General features: G+C 59.4%; 20 protein-coding genes. 10 read left to right on the forward strand and 10 right to left on the reverse strand.

Translation table 11 applies throughout. From position 1 onward, the window contains the following. Positions 1-17 precede the first annotated feature (17 nt). The 8 genes from ACO07N_RS21485 to ACO07N_RS21520 all read right to left on the reverse strand — a co-directional run bounded on the left by ACO07N_RS21485 (position 18) and on the right by ACO07N_RS21520 (position 9052). Positions 18-1313: a BatD family protein gene (locus ACO07N_RS21485; RefSeq protein WP_421982983.1), complete on the reverse strand. Its 1296-nt coding sequence runs from the start codon at positions 1311-1313 to the stop codon at positions 18-20. Next, a complete protein-coding gene (locus ACO07N_RS21490) occupies positions 1310-2824 on the reverse strand; it encodes a VWA domain-containing protein (RefSeq protein WP_421982984.1) in 1515 nt (504 codons plus the stop codon). The genes ACO07N_RS21485 and ACO07N_RS21490 overlap by 4 nt, the downstream gene beginning before the upstream one ends. Then, positions 2821-3804 (reverse strand): VWA domain-containing protein, encoded by a 984-nt coding sequence (locus tag ACO07N_RS21495; RefSeq protein ID WP_421982985.1) that lies wholly within the window; start codon positions 3802-3804, stop codon positions 2821-2823. The genes ACO07N_RS21490 and ACO07N_RS21495 overlap by 4 nt, the downstream gene beginning before the upstream one ends. Continuing rightward, the gene (locus tag ACO07N_RS21500) at positions 3797-4273 is read right to left on the reverse strand and encodes a DUF4381 domain-containing protein (RefSeq protein WP_421982986.1); all 477 of its coding nucleotides are present in this window, start codon (positions 4271-4273) and stop codon (positions 3797-3799) included. The genes ACO07N_RS21495 and ACO07N_RS21500 overlap by 8 nt, the downstream gene beginning before the upstream one ends. Then, positions 4266-5273: a DUF58 domain-containing protein gene (locus ACO07N_RS21505; RefSeq protein WP_421982987.1), complete on the reverse strand. Its 1008-nt coding sequence runs from the start codon at positions 5271-5273 to the stop codon at positions 4266-4268. Before ACO07N_RS21505 ends, ACO07N_RS21500 begins: the two co-directional genes overlap by 8 nt. 10 nt (positions 5274-5283) lie before the next feature. Continuing rightward, positions 5284-6279, reverse strand: coding sequence for an AAA family ATPase (locus ACO07N_RS21510; protein ID WP_421982988.1), 996 nt, complete (start codon positions 6277-6279; stop codon positions 5284-5286). A gap of 62 nt (positions 6280-6341) precedes the next feature. Then, positions 6342-7208, reverse strand: coding sequence for an HAD family hydrolase (locus ACO07N_RS21515; protein ID WP_421982989.1), 867 nt, complete (start codon positions 7206-7208; stop codon positions 6342-6344). 239 nt (positions 7209-7447) lie between these two features. Further along, positions 7448-9052 (reverse strand): arylsulfatase, encoded by a 1605-nt coding sequence (locus ACO07N_RS21520; protein WP_421982990.1) that lies wholly within the window; start codon positions 9050-9052, stop codon positions 7448-7450. A gap of 643 nt (positions 9053-9695) precedes the next feature. On the opposite strand from ACO07N_RS21520, the gene ACO07N_RS21525 reads away from it, so the two are divergent. The 5 genes from ACO07N_RS21525 to ACO07N_RS21545 all read left to right on the forward strand — a co-directional run bounded on the left by ACO07N_RS21525 (position 9696) and on the right by ACO07N_RS21545 (position 15056). After that, positions 9696-10418 (forward strand): response regulator, encoded by a 723-nt coding sequence (locus ACO07N_RS21525; RefSeq protein ID WP_421982991.1) that lies wholly within the window; start codon positions 9696-9698, stop codon positions 10416-10418. Positions 10419-10423: 5 nt separating this feature from the next. Next, on the forward strand, positions 10424-11593 hold the full coding sequence (locus ACO07N_RS21530) for an FIST N-terminal domain-containing protein (RefSeq protein ID WP_421982992.1): 1170 nt from the start codon (positions 10424-10426) through the stop codon (positions 11591-11593). Further along, positions 11590-13833 carry an ATP-binding protein gene (locus ACO07N_RS21535; RefSeq protein WP_421982993.1) on the forward strand — a complete coding sequence of 748 codons (2244 nt, stop codon included), beginning with the start codon at positions 11590-11592 and terminating at the stop codon, positions 13831-13833. The genes ACO07N_RS21530 and ACO07N_RS21535 overlap by 4 nt, the downstream gene beginning before the upstream one ends. A gap of 93 nt (positions 13834-13926) precedes the next feature. Continuing rightward, the gene (locus ACO07N_RS21540; protein WP_421982994.1) at positions 13927-14649 is read left to right on the forward strand and encodes a hypothetical protein; all 723 of its coding nucleotides are present in this window, start codon (positions 13927-13929) and stop codon (positions 14647-14649) included. Next, positions 14646-15056, forward strand: a complete 411-nt coding sequence (locus ACO07N_RS21545) for a hypothetical protein (protein WP_421982995.1) — start codon at positions 14646-14648, stop codon at positions 15054-15056. The genes ACO07N_RS21540 and ACO07N_RS21545 overlap by 4 nt, the downstream gene beginning before the upstream one ends. Positions 15057-15142: 86 nt before the next feature. Here the strand turns inward: ACO07N_RS21545 and ACO07N_RS21550 are convergent, their stop codons facing one another. Further along, positions 15143-15925, reverse strand: a complete 783-nt coding sequence (locus ACO07N_RS21550; RefSeq protein ID WP_421982996.1) for a quinoprotein dehydrogenase-associated SoxYZ-like carrier — start codon at positions 15923-15925, stop codon at positions 15143-15145. 310 nt (positions 15926-16235) lie between these two features. Between ACO07N_RS21550 and ACO07N_RS21555 the strand changes: the two genes are divergently transcribed. Next, entirely contained in the window at positions 16236-17273 is a 1038-nt protein-coding gene (locus ACO07N_RS21555) for a quinoprotein relay system zinc metallohydrolase 2 (RefSeq protein ID WP_421982997.1), read from the forward strand. 8 nt (positions 17274-17281) lie between these two features. Here the strand turns inward: ACO07N_RS21555 and ACO07N_RS21560 are convergent, their stop codons facing one another. Beyond that, complete coding sequence (locus ACO07N_RS21560; protein WP_421982998.1) at positions 17282-17854, reverse strand: hypothetical protein; 573 nt, start codon at positions 17852-17854, stop codon at positions 17282-17284. A gap of 216 nt (positions 17855-18070) precedes the next feature. On the opposite strand from ACO07N_RS21560, the gene ACO07N_RS21565 reads away from it, so the two are divergent. The 4 genes from ACO07N_RS21565 (at position 18071) to xoxF5 (ending at position 22415) form a co-directional block, all read left to right on the forward strand. Beyond that, the gene (locus ACO07N_RS21565) at positions 18071-19183 is read left to right on the forward strand and encodes an S-(hydroxymethyl)glutathione dehydrogenase/class III alcohol dehydrogenase (protein WP_421982999.1); all 1113 of its coding nucleotides are present in this window, start codon (positions 18071-18073) and stop codon (positions 19181-19183) included. 11 nt (positions 19184-19194) lie between these two features. Further along, the gene (fghA, locus tag ACO07N_RS21570; RefSeq protein ID WP_421983000.1) at positions 19195-20058 is read left to right on the forward strand and encodes an S-formylglutathione hydrolase; all 864 of its coding nucleotides are present in this window, start codon (positions 19195-19197) and stop codon (positions 20056-20058) included. Then, positions 20055-20477, forward strand: coding sequence for a c-type cytochrome (locus ACO07N_RS21575; protein WP_421983001.1), 423 nt, complete (start codon positions 20055-20057; stop codon positions 20475-20477). Before fghA ends, ACO07N_RS21575 begins: the two co-directional genes overlap by 4 nt. 138 nt (positions 20478-20615) lie before the next feature. Next, positions 20616-22415, forward strand: a complete 1800-nt coding sequence (gene xoxF5, locus ACO07N_RS21580; RefSeq protein ID WP_421983002.1) for a lanthanide-dependent methanol dehydrogenase XoxF5 — start codon at positions 20616-20618, stop codon at positions 22413-22415. The last annotated feature ends 16 nt before the right edge of the window (positions 22416-22431 follow it).

The following is a 22431-nucleotide window of genomic DNA, read 5'->3' on the forward strand; positions in this document are numbered from 1 at the left end:
AAGGCAGTGCTGCCGATCTAGCGGGGATTGATGTCGGGCAGACGGGCATGCGTTTCCGACTGCCTTTTCCTGTGGAGGCTCAGGCGCATGCCTCGAACGGTTTCAAGAAGATGTCTCCAACGGGTGTCGGTATCCTCACGCCCGTTTGGCCTTGCTGGTGAGTAGGAAAGCGCGCTGCATGCGTGAACTGCCCGCTCAAAATCCTTCCAGTCGCCGGATCGAATGTTGCCGTCAACGGCGGTCTTCCACCTGGACGCACGCTGCAGCGTCCCGTTGAGGTCGTGCTGTCTTATTGCGGCGGTCAACTTGCGGAACAGATAGCTTTCCGACGTGTAGTATCGTTCCTTGAGTGCCGCTGCTGATCGCTTGGCACCCGGAGACAGCAATCGCCACGCGACCGTGGCCAGAACGGCGACAAGCGCGATCAGGACGAGCCATCCGAACAGGCCCCGCCAATCGAACGGATCTGCCTGCTGCTCCGGCTGTGCCCCCGCGGTGCCCGTCACTTGAAGCGCGATCTCCGGAACGGTGGCGGTTTCGATTTTGCCGCTTTCAAGATTGTACCAGGAAAGGCTTTTCTCCGGGATCGCATACGAACCTGCGGTCTCTGCGACCAGAGACGTTTCCTCGCTTCTCGTGCCAGAAAGCAGGCCCCTGTCTTCCTTTTCGTCGAGAACCGGCTCCTTCGGATAAGAGGCCAGCCCGTCGCCCGGATCCGCGTCGGAGAGCGGCGGCACGAACATCGGGGCTACACCCGTCACCTTCACGGTCGTGGTTATGGTCAGTGCATCGCCCACTTTCATGCTTTCGGGAGTGCCTTTGACAGTCCGTTCCAGTGTCAGCGACTTCGCGGCAAGAAACGGGTCGAGGCCCTGGGCGCCTTCGGGGATCTCTCCGGTGATTTCGAACCCGTCTGTCTGGGCGTCGACGACGACCGGTTGCTGGTTGTCCGGATCCGCGTAGGTCACCTTGATGGTGCCGGGCGGTATCTGAAACGTGCCCGCCGTCATGGGATAGAGACGGTAAGATCGCGTCACGCCGGACCATGTCTCGCCGCTAATCGTCTCACTCGTCGGGCCCGATGCCCGCGACGGCAGCCGCACAACGACGTTGGGCGTTTCGTAACTCGGAAAAACGGGCGGCGAGGGGAGCCATGTGGGGACGAGCACCGTGACCCTGTAGATCAACGGCTGGCCCGGAATGGCGGTGTCCTTTTCCAGAGACGTCCTGATTTCGGGGATCTGGGCGTCCTGTGCCCAGACGGGGACGGCAATCAGAAACATGGCAAGGACCAGCAGCCGGACGATCGTCATTGCGGCCCCCTTGCGTTTTCGAGGGCGAACCGGCTTTTCAGAAAATCGCCGGTCTGCGTATCGACGGTGCGCATCCATTGTTCGGCCGTTTCCGGCATCGTTTCACCGCTTTGCTGCTGGGTCTCCGTGCCGCGGCCGGCTTCGTTGTCATAGACGGTGTCATCAGCGCCGATGCCCGCCTCTTCGCTTGTATCGGACTGCTCCCGGGTTCTTTCGATATACTCCAGTATGTACTTGGCGAGCTCCAGGTTCTTCCTGGCGGCCTCGTTCGCCGGATCGCGGTCAAGCGCCTTTTGAAACGCGTCTATGGCGTCCCGGTAGGACCGCGACTTCATCAGCGACATGCCTTCGCCGAGGGCGGCATCGGAGCTGTCCTGCCAGGCATAAAGTTTTGCGGCTTCCTCGTATTTGCCGGACTTGTAGAGCGCGTAGGCCTTCCAGGAGGGATCGGTGAAGAGCTCGGCCGCCTTGGCGAAATCCTTTGCCTCGAAGGCCATTCGACCCTGCTGGTCGGGCGTGAAGAACCAGTCACGCCATCCCTCCGCACGTGCGTCATCTGCAGGGAGTGACAACACCGCGACAAACAGGAACACCGACCATCGCATGGACCACCCGCGCCGGAACCAGAACAGCAGGATCAGCGCGGCGGGCCACGCGAACCAGACGCCCTGATCACGCCACTTGGCCTTTTCGTCCTGCGACAGAGCCGCCTGATAGGCCGCGTCTATGTTCCTGACGGCTTGTTCCACATCGCGCGTGTCCGCGCTGACCGTCACAACGCGCCCCGGCGGGAGGTCACCCGTATCCCTGCTGAAGACCCAGAAACTCAGCGAGGCGCCGCTGGCAGGATCCCTTCCGGAAATCGAGGCCTGTTCCTCACTTGAGAGCGTATCCAGCATGAACAGGATCGAACCGGGCTCCTCCTGACCGTCCAGCAGGGATTGCGCAAGCTGCAGCGCGCTTCCTGCGGCACTGCCCTTCACGGGCATCACGCTTGGGTCGAGACCTTCGAGAAACGGTTTGAGAACGTCGGGATCTTCGGTGAGCGGGACAACCTGGTGGGCGGAGCCGGCATAAGCGACCAGGCCTGTTTTCGCGCCGGCGCGCGCCTGCAAAAGATCCAGTATCTTGTGTTTCGCGCGCTCCAGGCGGGTTGGCGGGATATCCGGCTCCATCATCGATTCAGAAACCTTGAGCGCGATCACAAGGGGCGCTTCATCGGACACCAATGGATTGGGTTGCCGCGACCATGTGGGGCCGGCCGTCGCGACAACCAGCAACGACAAAACGAGCGCAACCGTATCGATGGGCCGCAGAACGGTCCGTTTCTCCGCCCCGATCGTCAGGGCGGCGGCAAGATGCGGTGCGATGACGGACGGCATCTCGGTCCTCGGCCCCGATCTGAAACGCGCATACCACCACAGACCACCAATGACCGCCAATGAGAGCAGCCACCAAGGCCTCAGAAAATGAAACTGCGAAAGAGCCTGCGCCAGATTATCGAAGGTCATGCGGTTCTCCTCAAGGAAGAACCGAGCACGATCGATCCAAGCGCGAGCAGTCCGATCAGGACTGCAAGCCCGAGAAAGTACGGGCCAAGGGCATCCCTTGGACGGTAGCTGGCCGTATCAACTTCGCGCGGGGCGAGGGCATCTATTCTGGCGTAGATTTCGCTCAGCGCATTTTCGTCGCTGGCGAAGAAATACTGTCCACCGGCCGCGTTCGCGATGTCTTTCAGGCTCTGTTCGTCCAGCCGCTGTTCTCCCGTGCCGGCCGGGTCACCGACACCGATGGTGACGATGTCGATGCCCTCCTTGGCGGCAATGCCTGCGGCATTGATGGGCGTCATGCGGCTGCCCGTGTCGGCTCCGTCGCTAAGAAGGATTAGCAGCCGTTCCTCGATCTGGCTGGCCTGAAAGGTCTTGATTGCGAGCCCGATGGCATCTCCTATGACGGTTTGCGGGCCGGCCATGCCGACTTCGGTCTGGTCAAGCAGGGCACGGACGGACGAAAGGTCTTCGGTGAAGGGCGCCTGTACGTAGGCCTTCGACCCGAAAACGATCAGGGCGACCCGGTCGCCGTCCCGCTCGGAAATGAAGTCGCCGACGACGCGTTTGACGGCGTCGAGCCGTTGTGCGCGTTCGCCGTCGCTGGAAGGAAAGTCGACCTGATCCATGGACCCGGAAATGTCGATCGCCAGCATGACGTCGCGTGCTGCCTTTTCCTGTACGATCGGATCGCCGACGCGCACGGGCTGCGCAAGCGCGCAGACGACCAGGCACCAGACAAGAGAGGCTGCAAGAGACTGAAGGCGCGAACGGCTGATCACCACGGAACCGGATGTCGGCTGCTGTCCGGCTGCCGAGGCAATGCTGCGGAAATACGGGAACCGCACGGAGGAAACACGCTCCTTGTGCGCCGGCAGGAGCAAGAAGACCAGCAGCGGCAACGGCAGCATCAGGAAGGCGAGGGGCTGGTCGAATTCAATCATCCGAACGCTCTCTTCGGTGCCGCTTGATCCACTCTTTCACAAGCAGTCTGAGGGGTTCACCGACCGGCTCCTCTTGGTAGGGAGCCGTTGCAAGCACCTTTCCCGGGCCGTTGGAAAATCCGCTACCGCCATAGGCTTCGTCCAGAAACGTCAGCCATCTGTCGCCGAAAAGCGAAGCGACGGCCGACCGGGGATAGGCGGCAAGCGCCGTCCGCCGCACGAGATGGGCGAGGGATGACGCATCCTGTGCGATGTTTCCGAGTTCAGCCAGAGCCGCGCGGCGGTAGGCGTCCCGGCGCCAACGTCGAAAGAACATCCCGACGAGTGCGGCGCCAAGCACCAGCAGCACCAGCCCCAGCCAGACCCAGCCCATTGTCTGAGGGGTCATCGAGATCGGCCCCGGTTCCGGGACGGGCTCCAGGAGGTCAATCAACTCGGCCAGGCTCAGGCCTTTCCACTCCTCATGCATCGGCAGTTTCCCGGCGCCTGGAGCGAAGACCCATGAGGCGGCGCATCTGGTCGACCGTGTCACTGCCGGCGCTGAGCGGCAGCACGGGGGTTCCGTATTTCTGTTGCCACTTCAGGATCTCCGCAATGCGGCCCGACGCGAAGTCCGACAGCTTTCGGTGGGCTTCCGTCGTGCCCGTATCAAGTTCGACCTGAAGTTCGCCATCGGAGACGACAAGCTTCATGTTCCTGGGCACATCTTCCGAGATCGGGTCGGTGACCGGACACAGAATGACATCATTGTGCCTGGCGATGGTGCCGACGAGCTTTCCGGTCCGCGCGTCAAGGCCGTCGAAGTCGCTGATCACGATAACGAGATGGTCCCGGCGGGCGATGCGGGCGACCGAGGCGAGCGGCTGGTTCAGGAACAGCGGATGGTCGACTCGCGGTGCCTCGGCATGAAGCATCCGGTTGGCACGATCAAGTGCCGTCAGGAACCGGTTGACCGCCGTCCGTCCCCGTTTGGGGCGAAATTCGGAGACATGACCGTCTCCGAAAATGACGGCACCGACACGATCGCCCTGGTCGAGAACGCGAAAGGCAACAAGGGCCGCCGCCTCTGCCGCTGTCACCGATTTCATGTTCAGCCGGGTTCCGAAAAACATCGACATGCGCTGGTCTACGACAAGCAATGCCGGACGGTCGCGTTCTTCGCTATAGACCCTGACATGGGCTTCGCCCGTTCTTGCCGTCACTTTCCAGTCAATCGTTCGAGGATCGTCTCCCGGCAGGTAACCCCGCAATTCCTCGAAATTCAGCCCTCGGCCACGCAACCTGGACGCATGCCGTCCGTTCAACACGCTTGAAACCGGCTGTCGCGGCAGCAGGGTGAGCTTCCTGGCCCGGCCTTCGAGAGACCGCAGATGCGGCAGGTTGACCCTTACTCTCGTATCGATCTCTTCAGGCCCTGGATCTGCGGCCGAAGTCAGACCGGCTCGGGACCTTGCAGAGGCATCACGCATTCTGGCCTCCTCACGTCAACGCGACCTGCGCCACGATTTCATCGACGACCTTGTCGGGGGAAACACCGTCCCCGTCAGCCTCGAAACTCAGGCTCAGCCGGTGGCGCAGCACATCATGGGCAATGGCCCGGATATCAAGCGGATCGACATAGTCGCGTTCCTGCAGCCAGGCATGCGTGCGGCTGCACTTGTCGAGCGCGAGCGAGGCTCTCGGGCTCGCCCCGATTTCGATCCAGCGCCCAAGATCCGCGGAGAACCTGTCAGGGGTCCGTGTCGCCTGGACCAGATCCGCCATGTAGCGTTCGCTTGCCTCGGACACGTGGATCGCGGCAATCTCGGACCGCGCCTTGAAGATGGCGTCCTGTTCGATCGGAGCAGACGCAGTTTTTCCGCCACCGTCGCCGGTTCCGGAACTGAGGGTCGCCGTTTCCTCGCCGCGCACCAGCCGGATGATCTCGATTTCGTCCTCCACCGGCGGATAGGTGATCAGCACATGCATCAGGAATCTGTCCATCTGCGCCTCGGGAAGCGGGTAGGTGCCCTCCTGTTCAACCGGGTTCTGCGTCGCCATGACCATGAACAGCGGCTCCATCTTGTGGGTCTTGCCGCTGACCGTGACCTGGCGTTCCTCCATCGCCTCCAGCAGAGCCGCCTGAACCTTGGCCGGTGCCCGGTTGATCTCGTCGGCCAGGACGATGTTGGCAAAGATCGGGCCTTTTTCGAAACGGAACGTCCCGGTCCCGCCGGACTGGTGGTAGACCTCTGTGCCGGTCACATCCGACGGCAGCAGATCAGGCGTGAACTGAATGCGGCTGAAATCCGCTTCCATGTTCTTGGCCATCGCCTTGATCGCACGCGTCTTGGCCAGCCCCGGCAATCCTTCGACCAGCAGATTGCCGTTCGCAAGCAATCCGATGATCAGACGGTCGATGACATCTTCCTGTCCGACAATCGCGCGCTGCATGAGCTCCTTGAGCTTTTGCACCTGTTGAAGTGCTTCCGACATTTGAAACAGTCCGTGAATCGTTTAGGGGAGTGGTTGCGAATAAGATCTGGTATCGGTCGGGCTCAGTTGCCGGTTCCCGACCAGATACGTTTCCAGTCTTCGGCCATGTCGACAAGCAACCAGCCGCGTGCTTCGGCTTCGTCGAGCCCTCTGACCAGCTTGCCCACATGGCTGTCCCGATCATAGGCCCATTCCCTTTCGCCGTCCGTATGGTGCACGATCAGGCCGAGACTTGGTCCTTCTCCCGCGGTGGCCCACTCAAGCATCTCGAAGTCGCCGTCGGAGTTGCCTCCAACGAAAATCGGGCGCTTTCCGATCTTGCTGTCGATGCCGATTGGTTTTCCAGCCTTGTCATCAATGAAGGCGATCCCCGGATCCTTGATGATCGTCGGCACACCATCGACGACCTCGTAGCGCGTTTTGCCGGCGCTGCCGATGACATTATTCGGCGGCACACCATAGGCTTCCTCGACGAACGCGCGCATGAAATGAATGCCGCCACCGGAGACCAGATAGGTCTCGAAACCTTCGTCCCGCAGATATCTCAAGAGTTCCAGCATCGGCTGGTAGGTCATGTCGGTATAGGCGAGATCTTTGGTCGGGTGCCTTGCCGTTTCGATCCAACTGGCAACATCAGCCTGAAACTCCTGTACCGACAGATCTGAGTGAGACACCATCACTATTTCAAGGAGGCCGTCTTCACCAGCCTTGGCGACGGTCTCCATGTCGCCGGCTGCAGCCGCCTTCAAGACATCGCTTGAGAGAATGGAAGGGTCCTTCGCGGCCATTTCCTTGAGCCGGTCAAGTGCATAAAAGAGCTGGAAATAGACAGGTTGCTCAGACCAGAGCGTCCCGTCATTGTCGAAGACGGCGATCCTGTCTGCTGGCGTGACATATGTTTCCGACGTCGGGTCGGTCACCTCGTTCACAAATTTGATGATCCGTGACTTTGTTTCACCTTCTTGCCAGGAGGGAAGTGGGTCAGCGATTGCCGGTCCCGCCAAAACAGCCAAAACGGCAACACACAAGGAAAATTTCATACCGCTCTCCGGGAAAACGACCTGCAATAACTCATGTTCGATCATGAAAACCGGACGCGTACTCGCGTCATGTTCAAGATCCGCCGGCGGCAAACGCACGCTGCCGCCGGCTGACAATTGCTGTGGAATTATTGGGCGCCGTGGGGCGCGCTCAACTTGTCCATGACCTGATCCAGCGAGAAGCTGGCGGCTTTCTGGCGTGGCGGGAATTCCTGGAACGTCGCCAGGAACTCACCGACATATTGCTGGGCGGGAACCAGAAGATAGACACGATCGATCAACCAGTCGTAATAGGTGTTCGATGTCCTGTATGACCGCTCGTACGGATCCCGGCGCAAGTTGAAGATGAGTGGAACGCGCAAAGGCGTGAACGGTTCGATCCAGGCTCGAAGCGTCGCATATTCCTTCTGCTCCATGAAGATCATTTTCCAGTCGTTGTAGCGAAGGGCCGTCAGGTCGCCATCATCCGAGAAATAGAAGATTTCCCTGCGCGGGCCTTCATCAGCTTCGCCAAGCAGGACGGGCAGGAAATTGTAACCGTCCAGATGGACCTTGTATTCCCGGCCGATCGCCTGGACGCCGCCTTCCTTCAGCTGTTCCTTGATATCCGGCACACCGGCAGCCGCCAGGTAGGTCGGCAGCCAGTCCATGTGGTGCATGATCTCGTTGGAAATGGAACCGGCTTCGATCTTGCCGGGCCAGCGCACCATGGAGGGCACACGCCATCCGCCTTCCCAGTTGGTGTTCTTTTCACCGAAGAACGGCGTCGCTGCCGCATCGGGCCACGTGTTGTAGTGCGGGCCGTTGTCCGTCGAATAGTGGACAATGGTGTTGTCGGCGATGCCGAGTTCATCCAGGAGGTCAAGAAGCTGGCCGACCTGCATGTCATGCTCGATCATTCCGGCGGTGTATTCATCGACATTCCGCCCGGCGATCTGGTTTGCCTGCTCGCGCATTTCCGGTTTCACGTGGGTGCGGAAATGCATGCGCGTACCGTTCCACCAGACGTAGAACGGCTTGCCTTGCTCGTTGGCGCGCTTGATGAAGTCGATTGCAGCGGTAATCGTTTCCTCGTCGACCGTCTCCATGCGCTTCTTGGTCAGCGGGCCGGTATCTTCAATGGAACCGTCCGCAGACGACTTGATGACGCCGCGCGGGCCGAAGGTTTCACGGAACGTCCGCCCGTCGGCCATGACCGCATCACCCGGATAGTCCTCGTTTTCCGGCTCTTCTTCTGCATTCAGGTGGTAGAGATTGCCGAAGAACTCATCGAAGCCGTGGTTGGTGGGGAGGTGCTCATCCTTGTCGCCCAGATGGTTCTTGCCGAACTGACCGGTCACATAGCCCTGCGCCTTGAGGAGACCGGCGATTGTCGGGTCCTCTTCCTGCATGCCGAGATCAGCGCCGGGGAGGCCGACCTTGGACAGGCCCGTGCGGAAAACGCTCTGGCCCATGATGTAGGAGGACCGGCCCGCCGTGCAGGATTGTTCGCCGTAATAGTCGGTGAACATCATGCCTTCCTTGGCGACGCGGTCGATATTCGGCGTCTGGTATCCCATGAGGCCGAATGTATATGCGGAAATGTTGGACTGCCCGACGTCATCTCCCCAGATGACGAGAATATTGGGCTTGTCTTCCGACTGCGCCAAAGCCGGCGCAAAATCCGCCAGTGCAAGCGCGCCGAAAGCGCAAACGGCCAGTCTGGCCGCGTTAAAATTATGCCTGAATTTCATGACTCATTCCTTCCCCTGCGCATTCGCAGCGTGTCAAAAAAGTGAAACACGCCAATGCCTTGGTGATCGGCAGAACAATCAGAAAATGAATTTTCCGCAGCGTCAATGATCGAGGCGGATTAATCTGGCCCGCATGCCAATAATCAGTCGCCGAACGCCAAGCAAATTAATGTTGGAGAAGGCGGATGGTCTCCGCCCCGCGAACCTGCGGAGATGGACAATGTCTATTTTACGGAGGTTGCGAAATTTTTTCTTGCGCGCTCGCGTCAAATCGTTGGCTTGATCGCGTCTGCGTGAATCGTCTGACCGGTAAAGGTGACACATCCCGTCACACGGCAAAGGATCACGCAGCGGCAAGACTATGAACGTCAGCAGGCCAAACGTGGTTAAGTCTCGCACCTGTAGAATGAATTCATTTTAAAATATCGCGAAATTAATCTCAAAATAAGGAGAATGATCGTTATCCAGTGATTGCTTGCAGGCTAAATTGAACCAAAATTTTCGTGAATAAAATCAACGTGCAGCCAAACCAATACTTAAGTATCGGTTTCAGTGTGGGTCATGATATTTTTATCAGTATTATCCTTGCAACTTTTGCAAAGTAAAAGGTACTTTGTTCGCCAGACTGGGAGGAAACAGTCTCATGAACATCAGTGCCAAGAAGCAGGAACCCGTTCAGATCCGTTCGATCCTGGTGATTGACGATCACCCTCTGTATTGCGATGCACTTGCATCCACACTGGAGCGGCTCTTCAAGTCCCGAACGGTCAAAAAGGCGAATTCCCTTCAGGACGGGTTGCGGCAGGTCAATTCGCGCCTGCGCCCCGATCTGGTCATTCTGGACCTGAAACTTCCGGACGCCACCGGTATCAGCGGTTTCATGAAGGTGAAGAACCGGCTCCCGGACGTACCCGTCCTCGTGATTTCCGCTGAATCCTCGGATGAGTCGGTCAGCGCGCTCATGTCGGCCGGCGCGGCCGGCTTCATTCCCAAGGACGCCTCGGTCAACGTTTTGCAGGAAGCGCTTTTTGAGATCCGGGAAGGGCTTCGCTTTTTCCCGCCCGGATTCACCCCGACGAAGAGATCGGCGCAATCGGACCTGACGTCCCAGGAGATCGCCCAGAAGATCGCCGACCTCACGCCGCAGCAGAACCGCATCATGAAGCTGATTTGTGCGGGCAAGCCAAACAAGCAAATCGCCTACGAAATGTCGCTCGCCGAGGCGACCGTGAAAGCGCATATCACGGCCCTGTTGCGACGGTTGAATGTCAGCAATCGCACGCAGGCGGCCGTCATGGTCAAGAGTGTCAGTCTCGACGGCGCGCCGCCGATACCCGAAGCCGATGCGAGGGCGATGCTGAGCTGATCGGGATGACGGTTCTACTGGAAAAAAGGCTCGACAAGCCGAAGGCGGTGCAGATCGGCGTGTCGCATGCAAATTCAGAGGCGGACGCGGTGCGGGAGGCCATTGCGGACTTCAACACCGACGCAATCTGCTTCGTCCTTTTCTTCATGCCTGACCATCTTGATCCGGAAAAGGTTTCGAACGAATTCGCGCGGCAGATGTCGTCTGCAACGGTCTTCGGCTGCTCGACGGCGGGGCAGATTACGGCACAGGGCTACGAAAAGCACGCCTTGCTGGTCATGGCCTTTCCAAGGCGCCACTTCCGCTGTTCCTCCGCTCTAATCAAGCCGCTGAAGCCCCTGTCGATCGAGCGGACCGCGAACCGGGCCAGGGTGCTCGCGGAAAGGTTTCCAAGAACCGGCAACTGGAGGACCGTGGCACTTGTCATCGCCGACGGCATGTCCAAGCAGGAGGATCTGCTCGTCGCAGCTCTCAATGCCGGCCTGGGAGAAATCCCGGTATTCGGGGGGTCAGCCGGAAATGGCCTCGCATTCGGTGAAACCTACGTGTCCCACGGGGGGCACGCGCACAGGAACGCTGCGCTTGTCCTCCTCATAGAAACCGACCTGTCTTTCAGGGGCATCGGTTTCAATCATTTCCAGCCAACCAGCCGGCAGATGGTCGTGACGCGCGCTGTGCCGGAAGAAAGGCTTGTGCTGGACATAAACGGTGTCCCGGCCGCACGCGAGTATGCGCGTTACGTGAACTGCCCGGTGGAGCAACTCTCGCCGCAGGTGTTTGCGGAGAACCCTGTCCTGATCAGAAGCGGACAGAGCTGGCATGTGCGCGCAATACAGCAGGTTGAAGAAGGCGGCGGTCTCTGGTTCCTGTCCGCGATCGACGACGGCCTGGTTCTCACGCTCGGACAGGGAAGGGAGATCCTGCAAACGTTGGATTCAGGGCTCGATCATTTTCGCGAACACAACCAGAAGCCTGACTTCATCATCGGATTCGACTGCTATCTGCGCAGGCTGGAAATCGAGCAGAAGAACCTCACGGCGGATGTTTCGGCAATCCTGCGCGAGAACCACGTCTTCGGTTTCAACACCTATGGTGAGCAGCATCTGGGTGTGCACGTGAACCAGACGTTCATAGGGGTCGCCTTCTTTCCGCCAAGCGACGGAGCACTCTATTGATCGATCCGAGCGAACCCCTTGAGACCCAACTCGAGCGCCAGGGCAAAATAATCGAGGCGCTCATGCAACGGGCTGCCCGGGAAAATGACGTTGGCCGGTCCGCGTATTCCCTGTTTCAGTCTGCCATCGCGCTTCAGGGTGAGGTCTGGGAGAAGACGAAACATCTCGAACAGGTTCTGGACACGCTCGGGCAGGCGAGCAACCGGCTCAAGAATTCCGAATTCGCCCTTGAACAGACCGAACGCAACCTGGCCGACGCGCTGGACGCAATGGAAGGAGGCTTCGCGCTTTTCACCGGAGATGCGCTCGAAGTCTGCAACGCACAATTCAGGAACATGGTGCCCGGCATCTGCGAGAAGATCGTCAACGGGATCAGTATCGCCGATTATTTCGAAGCCCTTGATGGCTGCCCGCAGGTCATAACGAAAGGCGCGTCGCTGAACAAGGCGAACGGCGCAAACAGCCGCAACGACGCCGGGTCCGCGAAATATCCTTCCGTGTTCGGCCTGAAGAACGACCGGTGGTTCCAGATTACGCAAAAGCGCACGTCACCGAGAAAAACGGCACTGCTCTCGACGGAAATCACCAATATCGTTCTACAGAACCGAATCGAGAAAGACCAGCTGATCGACAAGCAGTCGGTTTTCATGAAGGCGGCGTTCGAACATATTTCCCAGGGGGTGTGCACCTTTTCGCCGTCAGGCTCCCTGATTCTGCGGAACGAGCGCTTCCGCAAGCTTCTGCGTCTTCCGGTGACGCTTGTCCGGAAGGGCACGCCACTCGGCCAGATCCTTGCCTTCTTTGCACGCCACGAACTGGCGGCTGAAACGGGTGCAAGCATCGAGGAGGAATTCCTTGCCGCGATCGCACCGGACCGGGAAGGCATAGACCGCAAGGTCAGGCTGACCTCGGGCGACATACTGAACATTGGCATTCACCGTCTTCCCGACACCGGACTCATCATGAATGTCATCGACTTCACGGCCGAAGCACAGATGACGGACGTGCTGGAAAAAAGAGTTGGCGAGCGCACGCGCGAGCTTACGGAAGCCAATGAGCGTCTGCAGCGCCAGCACGAAGAGCAGATCCGGATCGACGACCAGCTGCGCCAGGCCAAGGAGCGCGCGGAAGAGGCCGTGTCTTCGAAAACCAGGTTCTTCGCGGCCGCGAGCCATGATCTGCTTCAGCCCGTGAACGCGGCAAAACTTCTCATCTCCACGATGACCGAAAGCACGTCGGAAAAGGTTGTCGCGGAAACGGTCTCCCGCCTTGAGCGCTCATTCAAGTCGATCGAGTCCCTGCTGCATGCTTTGCTGGACATCTCCAGACTGGACTCCACGGGCACGGAACTCAGCCTCAGCACATTCAACATCGGAGAGCTGCTTTCGACGGTTCAACGGGACTGCCGCCAGCTTGCCGAGGAGAAGGGTATCAGACTTGATATCGTCCCGAGCAGCATCTGGGTCAGAAGCGACCAGCGCTATCTCGTCCGGTCGGTGCAGAACCTGATCGTGAACGGCATTCAATACACGCAGGAGGGCCGCGTGCTGGCCGGGTGCAGGCGCAAGGGCCCGAACGTCGTCATAGAAGTCTGGGACACGGGCATCGGTATCTCCAAGAAGGATCAGAAGCGCATTTTCAACGAGTTCACCAGAGCCGCGCCCGACAGCGCAGGGGTCGGTATGGGGCTCGGGCTGTCGATCGTGGATCGCGCCTGCCGCCGGTTGAACCATTCCGTAAACGTGCGATCGAAACCGGGGGTTGGATCCGTCTTTTCGATTACGATACCGATCTGCGACGCGCCGGCGGTGACCGAAAACAGTGAAAACACGGCCTTGCCGCGTGTCCCGGGCGCCATGGATGTCATCGTGCTGATCGTGGAGAACAATCCGGATGTCATGTTCGCGACAGCCCGGCAAATCGAATCCTGGGGCGGCAGCGTTCTGACGGCCGCATCGACGAAGGAGGCGCTCACCTGCGTGCGCGAACTCGGCATGCCGCCGGACATCATTCTGGCCGACTACCAGCTTGATGCGGACGACAACGGCATCAAGACAATCGTCGAATTGAGACGCGCGACAAAAACCGACATTCCCGCGATCATGATCACTGCAAACCGCGAAGAGGATCTTGCCGAACAGAGCAGGGCGCATGGCTTTACCATCCTGACCAAGCCTGTCGAGCTTTCGAGACTGAGGCCATTGATCGACTGGGAGACGAGACAACTGAACGCCGGCTGAGCGGCCCGGCCCCTGGACCCCGGGGCAGGACACGGGGAATACAGACAAATGTCTGTGCTGACTTATGCGGCGGCACCGGTAGAATCTGAACGCATGGCAACACGACAGATCGAGACCCTGAAGGCCGCGACAGGACTGCGTCCGGTTGCGATAGGCCTGTTGACGCTCGCACTCCTGTGCGCGGCGATGTCTCCGGGATTTGCCGCGGGGACGCACGAGCTCTTGTTCCGGGAAGGGACGCTCGACACCATTTCCGACAAAGCGACGCTTGAATACCGGCGCAGCGTGTCGGCACCCGGCAGCCGGCCGCTCGAGCAGAAGAATACCGGACCGATCAGCTTGCAACTGACCTCCGATGACATGGCAGAAATCCATTTCGGTGCGCAAGGTGACCGCAGGCGCGTCGGAGCGTTTCCGGCCAGCGTCGGCAATCCGCTTATCATGTATTTTCTGGAAACCGTGGTCAGGGACCTGTCCGGACTTGCCGGGGGCAGTCCTTACTACATGCGCAACAGGATCAAGGCGGAGCTGCTGAAGGAACACCCGGTACAGGAGGTGACCGTGAAATGGGGGGATCGTCAGGTCGAGGCGCAGTCGGTCGTGCTCTATCCTTTCTGGAATGATCCGGCCAGCGACAGGATGCGGGGGATCGAGACACTGGCTCTGTCCGTGACGGTCTCCGGCGAAATCCCCGGCTGGTATTACGCTCTGAAGGCAGAAACGAGCGAAGAGCGCGGGACGCGTTCAGCGCTTCCGGACACGTTGCCCGCCTATAGCAGTACGATCCTTTTCCAGGGCCTGGAGGGTGAAGAATGAGCGCTGACATCCACGTGTATGCCGGTCGACAGGTCCAACCGCGCCGGCGTCTTGTCTGTGCGTTGGCCCTTCTGGGAACACTTGCCGTGACCGCTCCTGCGTTCGCTCAAGCGGATAGGGGATTGCAGCACCTGAACGACTATCCGACCGAGGCGCGAGCCGAATACGTGTTTGCCTGCATGGCCACCAACGGGCAGAGCAGCGACGTTCTGCGCCGGTGTTCATGCTCGATCGACATCATCGCGACCATCATTTCCTATGAGAGATACGTCGAAGCGGAGACGGTATTGTCTCTGCAGCTTGTGGGCGGCGAACGCATGTCCCTGTTCCGCACGGCAGCCAGTGCGAAGAAACTGGTCTCGGATCTCAGAAGAGCCCAGGCGGAAGCCGATATCCGCTGCTTTTAAGATTGCATGGCTCCGCAACGGGCCGGATGCACTCCGTATCCACCCGGACGCGCCTTCCTTGACAGGGAGCGATCTGGCTTTTCTGCTCAGCTCTGTCTGTCCTTGGGAACGGTCTTCTCCCATTCATTGCCTTCGGTGTCCTCCGCCCGGATCACCAGGTCGTCGGTGCCGTTGTCCGTGTACTGGAAACGGATCACGGGGTTTTCGGACAGGGAAATACCGCCTTCGACCGTAAACAGCGTTTCATCGCCCTGGCGCACTTCAATGAAATTGACAAAATGCGCGGAAATGAACAGCTGCGTGACCTGATCGCGTTGCAGCCCGGAATAGTTGGGATGCCGGATCATGATCTGGGCCTCCCGCCGGTTGGTCGATTTCTCGACGGCCGGCGTGAAGTGCTTCGCCCGGATCTGACCCATTTGCGACATGGCAAGTTCAGGCGATTTGGTGGCCGGTGCCGAGCAGCCTCCCGAGGCCTTGACGAAGCGTCCCGCCATGACCGGGCCATCTGCCGTGTCGGCGACGACCCGGACATTTGAGTATTGATTGACGCGTACCCTGATTTCCATGTCGATCGGATGCATCGAGCCGCTGAAGGTGAGTTCTGCAGCCACAGGTGCCGGGTTTTCGTCAATGACCAGAAGTGCCTTGCCGATTGTAGGCGAATTCGGTGAGGACTGGCGTATCACGATTGGGACCGTGGCCGCGTCATGCGCGCGGTAGGGCGCATCAAGTTCTATGATCCCGTTGGCGGGCTTCGGCAGGGTGTCACCGACAATGTCCCCCCGCAGCTCAGTCCAGCTGCCTTTGGGCTGCAGAGGATTTCTGATCGCATCCGTGTCTGCAACCGCAAAACTTGCAGAAAGCAAGACTTGCAAGCCCACAAAGATCGCGGCTGGTCCGGAAATGCCGGCTTGCAGCAAATTTTTCGGTATTATCGTCATCGTCCAGGTCTCTCCCGTCGACCCGTCAAGAACACGCCCGCAGACTTCTGCCGACTACTCGCTGGACGCGCACCAGACTGCGATTTCTCAATTTCCGGCATCTCGGGAATATTAGCATCTTTGCGGTGTTACCAAAATCAATCCTTTGGGATGTATTGCGGCGACCTTTGCCGGTTGAAAGACTGGGTGCCGACGATCAAGTGAACCGGAAAGTCCAGACAGGGATGCAGCGCAGATGTATGAAATTCTGATCAGTTTGTGCCTGCTGGAAGATCCGGGCGTTTGTCGTCAGCAGCTTCTTGCCGGTCACGAAACACGAACGGAACAGGAATGTGTCGAGCGCAAGGAAAACATGGATGCCGGTACCTTCGCATTGGACGAAACGAAATATAGGGCGTCCGGCGCGGTTTGCGCCATCTCCGCCGCCGGTTTGCCGCTGCAGCAAGTCGCAGAAGGCATCTACGTGCACACGGGAGCGGTAGCGGAGCCAAATCCCGGCAATGGTGGAGACATCGCCAATCTAGGCTTCATTGTGGGTGACAAGGCCATCGCCGTGATCGATGCAGGCGGATCCCGTGCCGTGGGAGAAGCGTTTTACCGGGCAATCCGTTCTGTCAGTTCGTTGCCGATTTCACATCTTGTCCTGACCCATGTCCATCCGGATCATCTGTTCGGGGCGTCGGTCTTTGCCGAAGCCGGTGCGACGGTCATCGGCCATCCAAATCTTGAAAGAGCCCTCAGGGACCGGGAAGAAAGCTACTTGTTGACCTTCGAAATCGGCGTCGGACAACGCGGGTTTCTGGGAACGGAGACGGACTTTGCCGTATCTGCGCTGAGCGAAATCGATCTCGGAGGACGCGTTCTTGACTTGATGTCCTGGCCGGTTGCCCATTCGACAACCGATCTCACCGTTTGGGACCGCGCCACGGGGACATTGTTCGCGGGCGATCTCGTGTTCAACCGGCACATTCCCGTCCTCGACGGATCATTGAAAGGTTGGTTGCAGGTGCTTGATCAAATAGAGGAAATCGACCCAAAGAAAATCGTGCCCGGTCATGGCGCACCCTTGATGGAACCGGCCGCGGCGATTGCACCGGTCCGCGCCTATCTCGACCTCCTGGAGAAGGACACGCGCGCGTCGCTGGACGCCGGCAATCGCATGAGCGACGCGGTTGGGACCATCGGCCTTGCGCAAGGAGGGAAGTGGGAGCTGTTCGAAGTCTATAACGCCCGCAACGCAACGGTCGCCTTTACGGAGCTTGAATGGGAGTAGGGCGCACCCTAACGCGCATATTTCAGAAGCAACTGGGCGATGGCATAGAGGCGTTTTTCGATCAGAACCGGGGTCTCGCAGACATGTGTCAGCGACCTTGTCCGGTCACGGAACACCCGTTCATCCCAATCCAGCTGCTCCTCTAGGAGGTCAATCCTGTCGAAGTCCGGATCGGCGGTTTCTTCGATGTCCCGCATTTCCGAGCGCGTGGTTTCGATCCTTTCCGACAAGGCGATCTGTTTCAGGGAATATTGCTCGATGCCACTGATGACATCGCGGCGTGTCTTGCCAAGCGTGGTGAAAATCTCGGCAAAGATGAACAGCATGGTTTGCGGGTCGGCGAATTCGGTATTTCCTGAAAAAGACTTTACCGCGTCTTCCGCCTCGACCAGCGACACGCGGCGCAACGATAGTAGCGCAACAAGATTGCGTGCCTCTTCTGGAAGAGGGCGGCGTGTGTCCAGGTCGAAAGCGTCGGGGAGCGCCCGGTTCCACATGAGACCGATGGACAGCTCCTGAACCTTTCGCTGCTGGCAGGGCCAGGTGGGGTCATCGAACATGGCCGCCTGCGCGTTGCCCATGGCGAAACCGGCAGAAAGTAGTGATGAAATAAAAAATGATCCTATTTTCGCACTATATTTCATATTCTGCGTCCTCGTTCGTATTCATTGTAAGCGAGGCAGAAATTTTGTCTACACGCCGAAACACACACTAAGGTCGCAATTGTCTCAAAAGGGCTTGGGAATATAGTCGCTGATACAGACGGACACTTCAATATTTCCGGACGGAGACTTTGTATGAAAACTCGTGCAGCAGTTGCAGTTGCCGCCGGAAAACCGCTTGAGGTGACCACAGTCAATCTGGAAGGTCCGCGTGCCTTCGAGGTGCTTGTGGAGGTGAAGGCCACGGGCATTTGCCACACCGACGAGTTCACGCTGTCCGGTGCGGATCCGGAAGGTCTGTTTCCGGCGATCCTGGGTCACGAGGGTGCCGGTGTCGTCGTGGAAGTGGGGCCGGGGGTCACCACGCTGAAGCCGGGCGACCATGTCATTCCGCTCTATACGCCCGAGTGCCGCAACTGCGAATACTGCCTCAATCCGAAGACCAATCTGTGCCAGGCGATCCGCTCCACCCAGGGGCAGGGGCTGATGCCGGACGGCTCGTCCCGCTTCACCACGCTCGATGGCGATCCGATCCTGCACTACATGGGCACCTCGACCTTCGCCAACTACACGGTTGTGCCAGAGATCGCGCTGGCCAAGATCCGGCCCGACGCGCCCTTTGACAAGGTCTGCTACATCGGCTGCGGCGTGACCACCGGCATCGGTGCGGTGATCAACACGGCCAAGGTGGAAGAAGGCTCGCGCGCCATCGTCTTCGGCCTCGGCGGCATCGGCCTGAACGTGATCCAGGGTCTGCGCCTTGCCGGTGCGGACCAGATTGTCGGTGTCGACCTGAACCCGGCCAAGGTGGAGATGGCGACGCGTTTCGGCATGACGGATTTCGTCAACCCGAGCGAAGTGGAGGGCGATCTCGTTCCGTATCTGGTCGATCTGACCAAGGGTGGTGCGGACTACACCTTCGACGCGACGGGCAATGTGCAGGTCATGCGCGCAGCGCTTGAATCGGCTCACAAGGGCTGGGGCGAGAGCATCATCATCGGCGTGGCCCCGGCCGGGGCCGAGATTGCCACGCGTCCGTTCCAGCTGGTGACGGGCCGGTCCTGGCGCGGCACGGCCTTCGGCGGCGCGCGCGGACGCACGGACGTGCCGAAGATTGTCGACTGGTACATGGACGGCAAGATCGAGATCGATCCGATGATCACCCACACCATGCCGCTCGAGGACATCAACAAGGGCTTCGACCTCATGCATGCAGGCGAATCCATCCGCTCCGTCGTTCTTTACTAGGTAGCCTAGCCATGGAAACCCTTGCCGAAAGCAAATGTTTTGGCGGCGTGCAGACCGTTTACAAACACCAGTCTGCAGCCTGTTGCTGCCAGATGACGTTTGCGATCTTCCTGCCTCCCCAGGCGGCAGAAGGGGCGGTGCCCTGCCTGTGGTACCTGTCGGGACTGACTTGCACGCATGAGAACGCCATGACCAAGGCCGGTCTTCAGGCGCACGCGGCAAAACACGGCGTGGCACTCATATTTCCCGACACCAGCCCCCGCGGCGACGGCGTCGCCGATGACGAAGCCTACGATCTCGGTCAGGGAGCCGGATTTTACGTCAATGCGACGAAGTCCCCCTGGAAGACGCATTTCCGGATGTACGACTATGTCGTGAAGGAATTGCGCGAACTGGCGCAGATTTCCTTCCCGATCAGCGAGCGGCACGGGATCACCGGTCATTCGATGGGCGGCCACGGCGCGTTGACCATCGCGTTGCGCAATCCCGGGCTCTATCGATCCGTATCCGCGTTCGCTCCGATCACAAATCCGACCCAGTCTGCCTGGGGCCGCAAGCAGCTCACGGCGTATCTGGGCGACGATGAGGCCGCATGGGCCGACTATGACGCCACGATCCTGCTGCGCGAGCGTGGCTGGAACGGCGACATCCTGATTGACCAGGGTGCCGACGATCAATTCGTCAATCTGCTCAGGCCGCAGGCGTTCGCCGGCGTGGTGACGGAGACCTGTCAGCCGGCCGTGATCCGCATGCAGAAACGCTACGATCACTCTTACTTCTTCGTTTCGACATTCGCTGGCGATCATATCGCTTGGCACGCCGAACGGCTGAAGAGCCAATCTCGGCAACAGGAAAACGGCAAGGGGACCGCATGAGAACACCGGTCTCATCACGGCGAAGCCTGCCGCTTTTCGCTCTTTCATTCCTCTGGGCCCTGCATCCGGCGAATGCTCTGGAACCGGGTGACCCGGTCAATGGCGAGAAGGTTTTCCGCAAATGCAAGGCCTGTCATGCGGTCGGTGTGGACGCGGCCGTGAAGACGGGCCCGGTTCTGAACGGTGTCGTTGGTGGCGCCGCGGCAAATCAGGCGGATTTCAAATACTCCAAGGCGCTGCGGGAAGCTGCGGAACAGGACCATCTGGTTTGGACCGTCGAGAACCTGGACGTCTTTCTGACCAAGCCGAAGAAATTTCTGCCCGGCACCAAAATGAGCTTTGCGGGGCTTCGCAAGGAAACGGACCGGCAGGACATCGTCGCTTACCTGGCGACGTTCGAAGAAGAGGGAGGGAACTGAGACCAACAGTGGAACAGACGGCTTGTCTGACCGCCGTATCGGACCCGGGCGCCTGCAGTCGCGCACTCCGGCAGCCCGAACGGCCGTCGGCGATGGCCTGACGCATGAAATGCCCCAGTCTCGCTACGGGAGGAAGACATGAGACACATACTCATATCCGCAGCTGTGCTGGCTTTAGGAGCCGGAACAGCCCACGCAGATGCGAATCTGCAGAAAATGATGGACGACCCGAACCAATGGGTCATTCAAACGGGTGATTACAAGAACCAGCGCTTTTCCAAGCTGGACCAGATCAACAAGGACAACGTCAAGGACCTCCAGGTCGCCTGGACGTTTTCCACTGGTGTGCTGCGCGGACATGAAGGCTCGCCGCTTGTCGTCGACAACGTGATGTATGTGCATACGCCTTTCCCGAACACGGTCTATGCCCTCGATCTCGACAACGACGGCAAGATCATCTGGAAATACGAACCGAAGCAGAATGCCGACGTCATTGCCGTGATGTGCTGTGACACGGTCTACCGCGGCGTTGCCTATGCCGACGGCAAGATCTTCCTTCACCAGGCCGACACGAAACTGGTCGCCCTCGACTCCAAGACGGGTGAGGAAGTCTGGAGCGTCGTCAACGGCGATCCTTCGGTGGGCGAAACCAATACCGCAACCGTCATGCCCGTGAAGGACAAGGTCCTGGTCGGCATTTCCGGCGGTGAGTTCGGGGTCCGCGGATCCGTGACAGCCTACAACATCAAGGACGGTTCTCTCGCATGGCGGGCCTATTCCATGGGTCCTGACAGCGACATTCTGGTCGATCCTGAAAAGACCATGCATCTCGGCAAGCCGGTCGGCAAGGACAGCGGCCTCAACACCTGGGAAGGCGATCAGTGGAAGATCGGCGGAGGCACCACGTGGGGCTGGTATTCCTATGATGCCGACGAAAACCTGATGTACTACGGCACCGGCAACCCGTCGACCTGGAACCCGGCGCAGCGTCCGGGCGACAACCGCTGGTCCATGACAATCATGGCCCGCGACGTCGACACCGGTGTTGCGCGCTGGTTCTACCAGATGACGCCGCATGACGAATGGGACTACGACGGGGTCAATGAAATGATCCTGACGGAGCAGGAATTCGGCGGCGAAACGCGCAAGCTCCTGACCCACTTCGACAGGAACGGCTTCGGCTACACGCTGGATCGCGTGACGGGCGAACTACTGGTCGCGGAAAAGTTCGACCCGAAGGTCAACTGGGCGACGGAAGTGGTCATGGATCCGAATTCGGACCAGTACGGCCGGCCGCAGGTTGTTGCGCAATACTCGACCAAGCAAAATGGCGAAGACGTCAATACAACGGGCATCTGTCCTGCTGCACTTGGTTCCAAAGACCAGCAGCCGGCGTCCTACTCGCCGGAAACCGGTCTTTTCTACGTGCCGACCAACCACGTCTGCATGGACTATGAACCATTCCGCGTCAGCTACACGGCAGGTCAACCCTATGTCGGCGCGACCCTGTCCATGTATCCAGCGGGTGACAGCCATGGCGGCATGGGCAACTTCATTGCCTGGGACAACGAAAAGGGCGAGATCGTCTGGTCGATTCCGGAACAGTTCTCGGTCTGGTCCGGTGCCCTCGCAACCTCCGGAGACATTGTCTTCTACGGCACGCTTGAAGGCTATCTGAAGGCCGTGGACGCCAAGACCGGTGAAGAGCTGTACAAGTTCAAGACACCGTCCGGGATCATCGGCAACGTGATGACCTATACCCACAACGGCAAGCAATACGTTGCCGTCCTGTCCGGGATCGGAGGCTGGGCCGGCATCGGACTTGCAGCCGGATTGACGAACCCGAACGAGGGGCTTGGTGCGGTCGGCGGGTATGCCGCGTTGAGTGACTACACCGCTCTCGGCGGTCAATTGACGGTCTTCGCGCTCCCGAACTGACCGGCATCCTGACGCC

The organism is Roseibium sp. (assembly GCF_965229775.1).
Lineage (GTDB): Bacteria > Pseudomonadota > Alphaproteobacteria > Rhizobiales > Stappiaceae > Roseibium.

What these genes read in the sequence shown, in the direction of transcription:
- ACO07N_RS21485 (WP_421982983.1), bottom strand. Translation starts at nt 1,313, where the DNA reads ATGACGATCGTCCGGCTGCTGGTCCTTGCCATGTTTCTGATTGCCGTC.
- ACO07N_RS21490 (WP_421982984.1), bottom strand. Translation starts at nt 2,824, where the DNA reads ATGACCTTCGATAATCTGGCGCAGGCTCTTTCGCAGTTTCATTTTCTG.
- ACO07N_RS21495 (WP_421982985.1), bottom strand. Translation starts at nt 3,804, where the DNA reads ATGATTGAATTCGACCAGCCCCTCGCCTTCCTGATGCTGCCGTTGCCG.
- ACO07N_RS21500 (WP_421982986.1), bottom strand. Translation starts at nt 4,273, where the DNA reads ATGCATGAGGAGTGGAAAGGCCTGAGCCTGGCCGAGTTGATTGACCTC.
- ACO07N_RS21505 (WP_421982987.1), bottom strand. Translation starts at nt 5,273, where the DNA reads ATGCGTGATGCCTCTGCAAGGTCCCGAGCCGGTCTGACTTCGGCCGCA.
- ACO07N_RS21510 (WP_421982988.1), bottom strand. Translation starts at nt 6,279, where the DNA reads ATGTCGGAAGCACTTCAACAGGTGCAAAAGCTCAAGGAGCTCATGCAG.
- ACO07N_RS21520 (WP_421982990.1), bottom strand. Translation starts at nt 9,052, where the DNA reads ATGAAATTCAGGCATAATTTTAACGCGGCCAGACTGGCCGTTTGCGCT.
- ACO07N_RS21525 (WP_421982991.1), top strand. Translation starts at nt 9,696, where the DNA reads ATGAACATCAGTGCCAAGAAGCAGGAACCCGTTCAGATCCGTTCGATC.
- ACO07N_RS21530 (WP_421982992.1), top strand. Translation starts at nt 10,424, where the DNA reads ATGACGGTTCTACTGGAAAAAAGGCTCGACAAGCCGAAGGCGGTGCAG.
- ACO07N_RS21540 (WP_421982994.1), top strand. Translation starts at nt 13,927, where the DNA reads ATGGCAACACGACAGATCGAGACCCTGAAGGCCGCGACAGGACTGCGT.
- ACO07N_RS21545 (WP_421982995.1), top strand. Translation starts at nt 14,646, where the DNA reads ATGAGCGCTGACATCCACGTGTATGCCGGTCGACAGGTCCAACCGCGC.
- ACO07N_RS21555 (WP_421982997.1), top strand. Translation starts at nt 16,236, where the DNA reads ATGTATGAAATTCTGATCAGTTTGTGCCTGCTGGAAGATCCGGGCGTT.
- ACO07N_RS21560 (WP_421982998.1), bottom strand. Translation starts at nt 17,854, where the DNA reads ATGGGCAACGCGCAGGCGGCCATGTTCGATGACCCCACCTGGCCCTGC.
- ACO07N_RS21565 (WP_421982999.1), top strand. Translation starts at nt 18,071, where the DNA reads ATGAAAACTCGTGCAGCAGTTGCAGTTGCCGCCGGAAAACCGCTTGAG.
- fghA (WP_421983000.1), top strand. Translation starts at nt 19,195, where the DNA reads ATGGAAACCCTTGCCGAAAGCAAATGTTTTGGCGGCGTGCAGACCGTT.
- ACO07N_RS21575 (WP_421983001.1), top strand. Translation starts at nt 20,055, where the DNA reads ATGAGAACACCGGTCTCATCACGGCGAAGCCTGCCGCTTTTCGCTCTT.
- xoxF5 (WP_421983002.1), top strand. Translation starts at nt 20,616, where the DNA reads ATGAGACACATACTCATATCCGCAGCTGTGCTGGCTTTAGGAGCCGGA.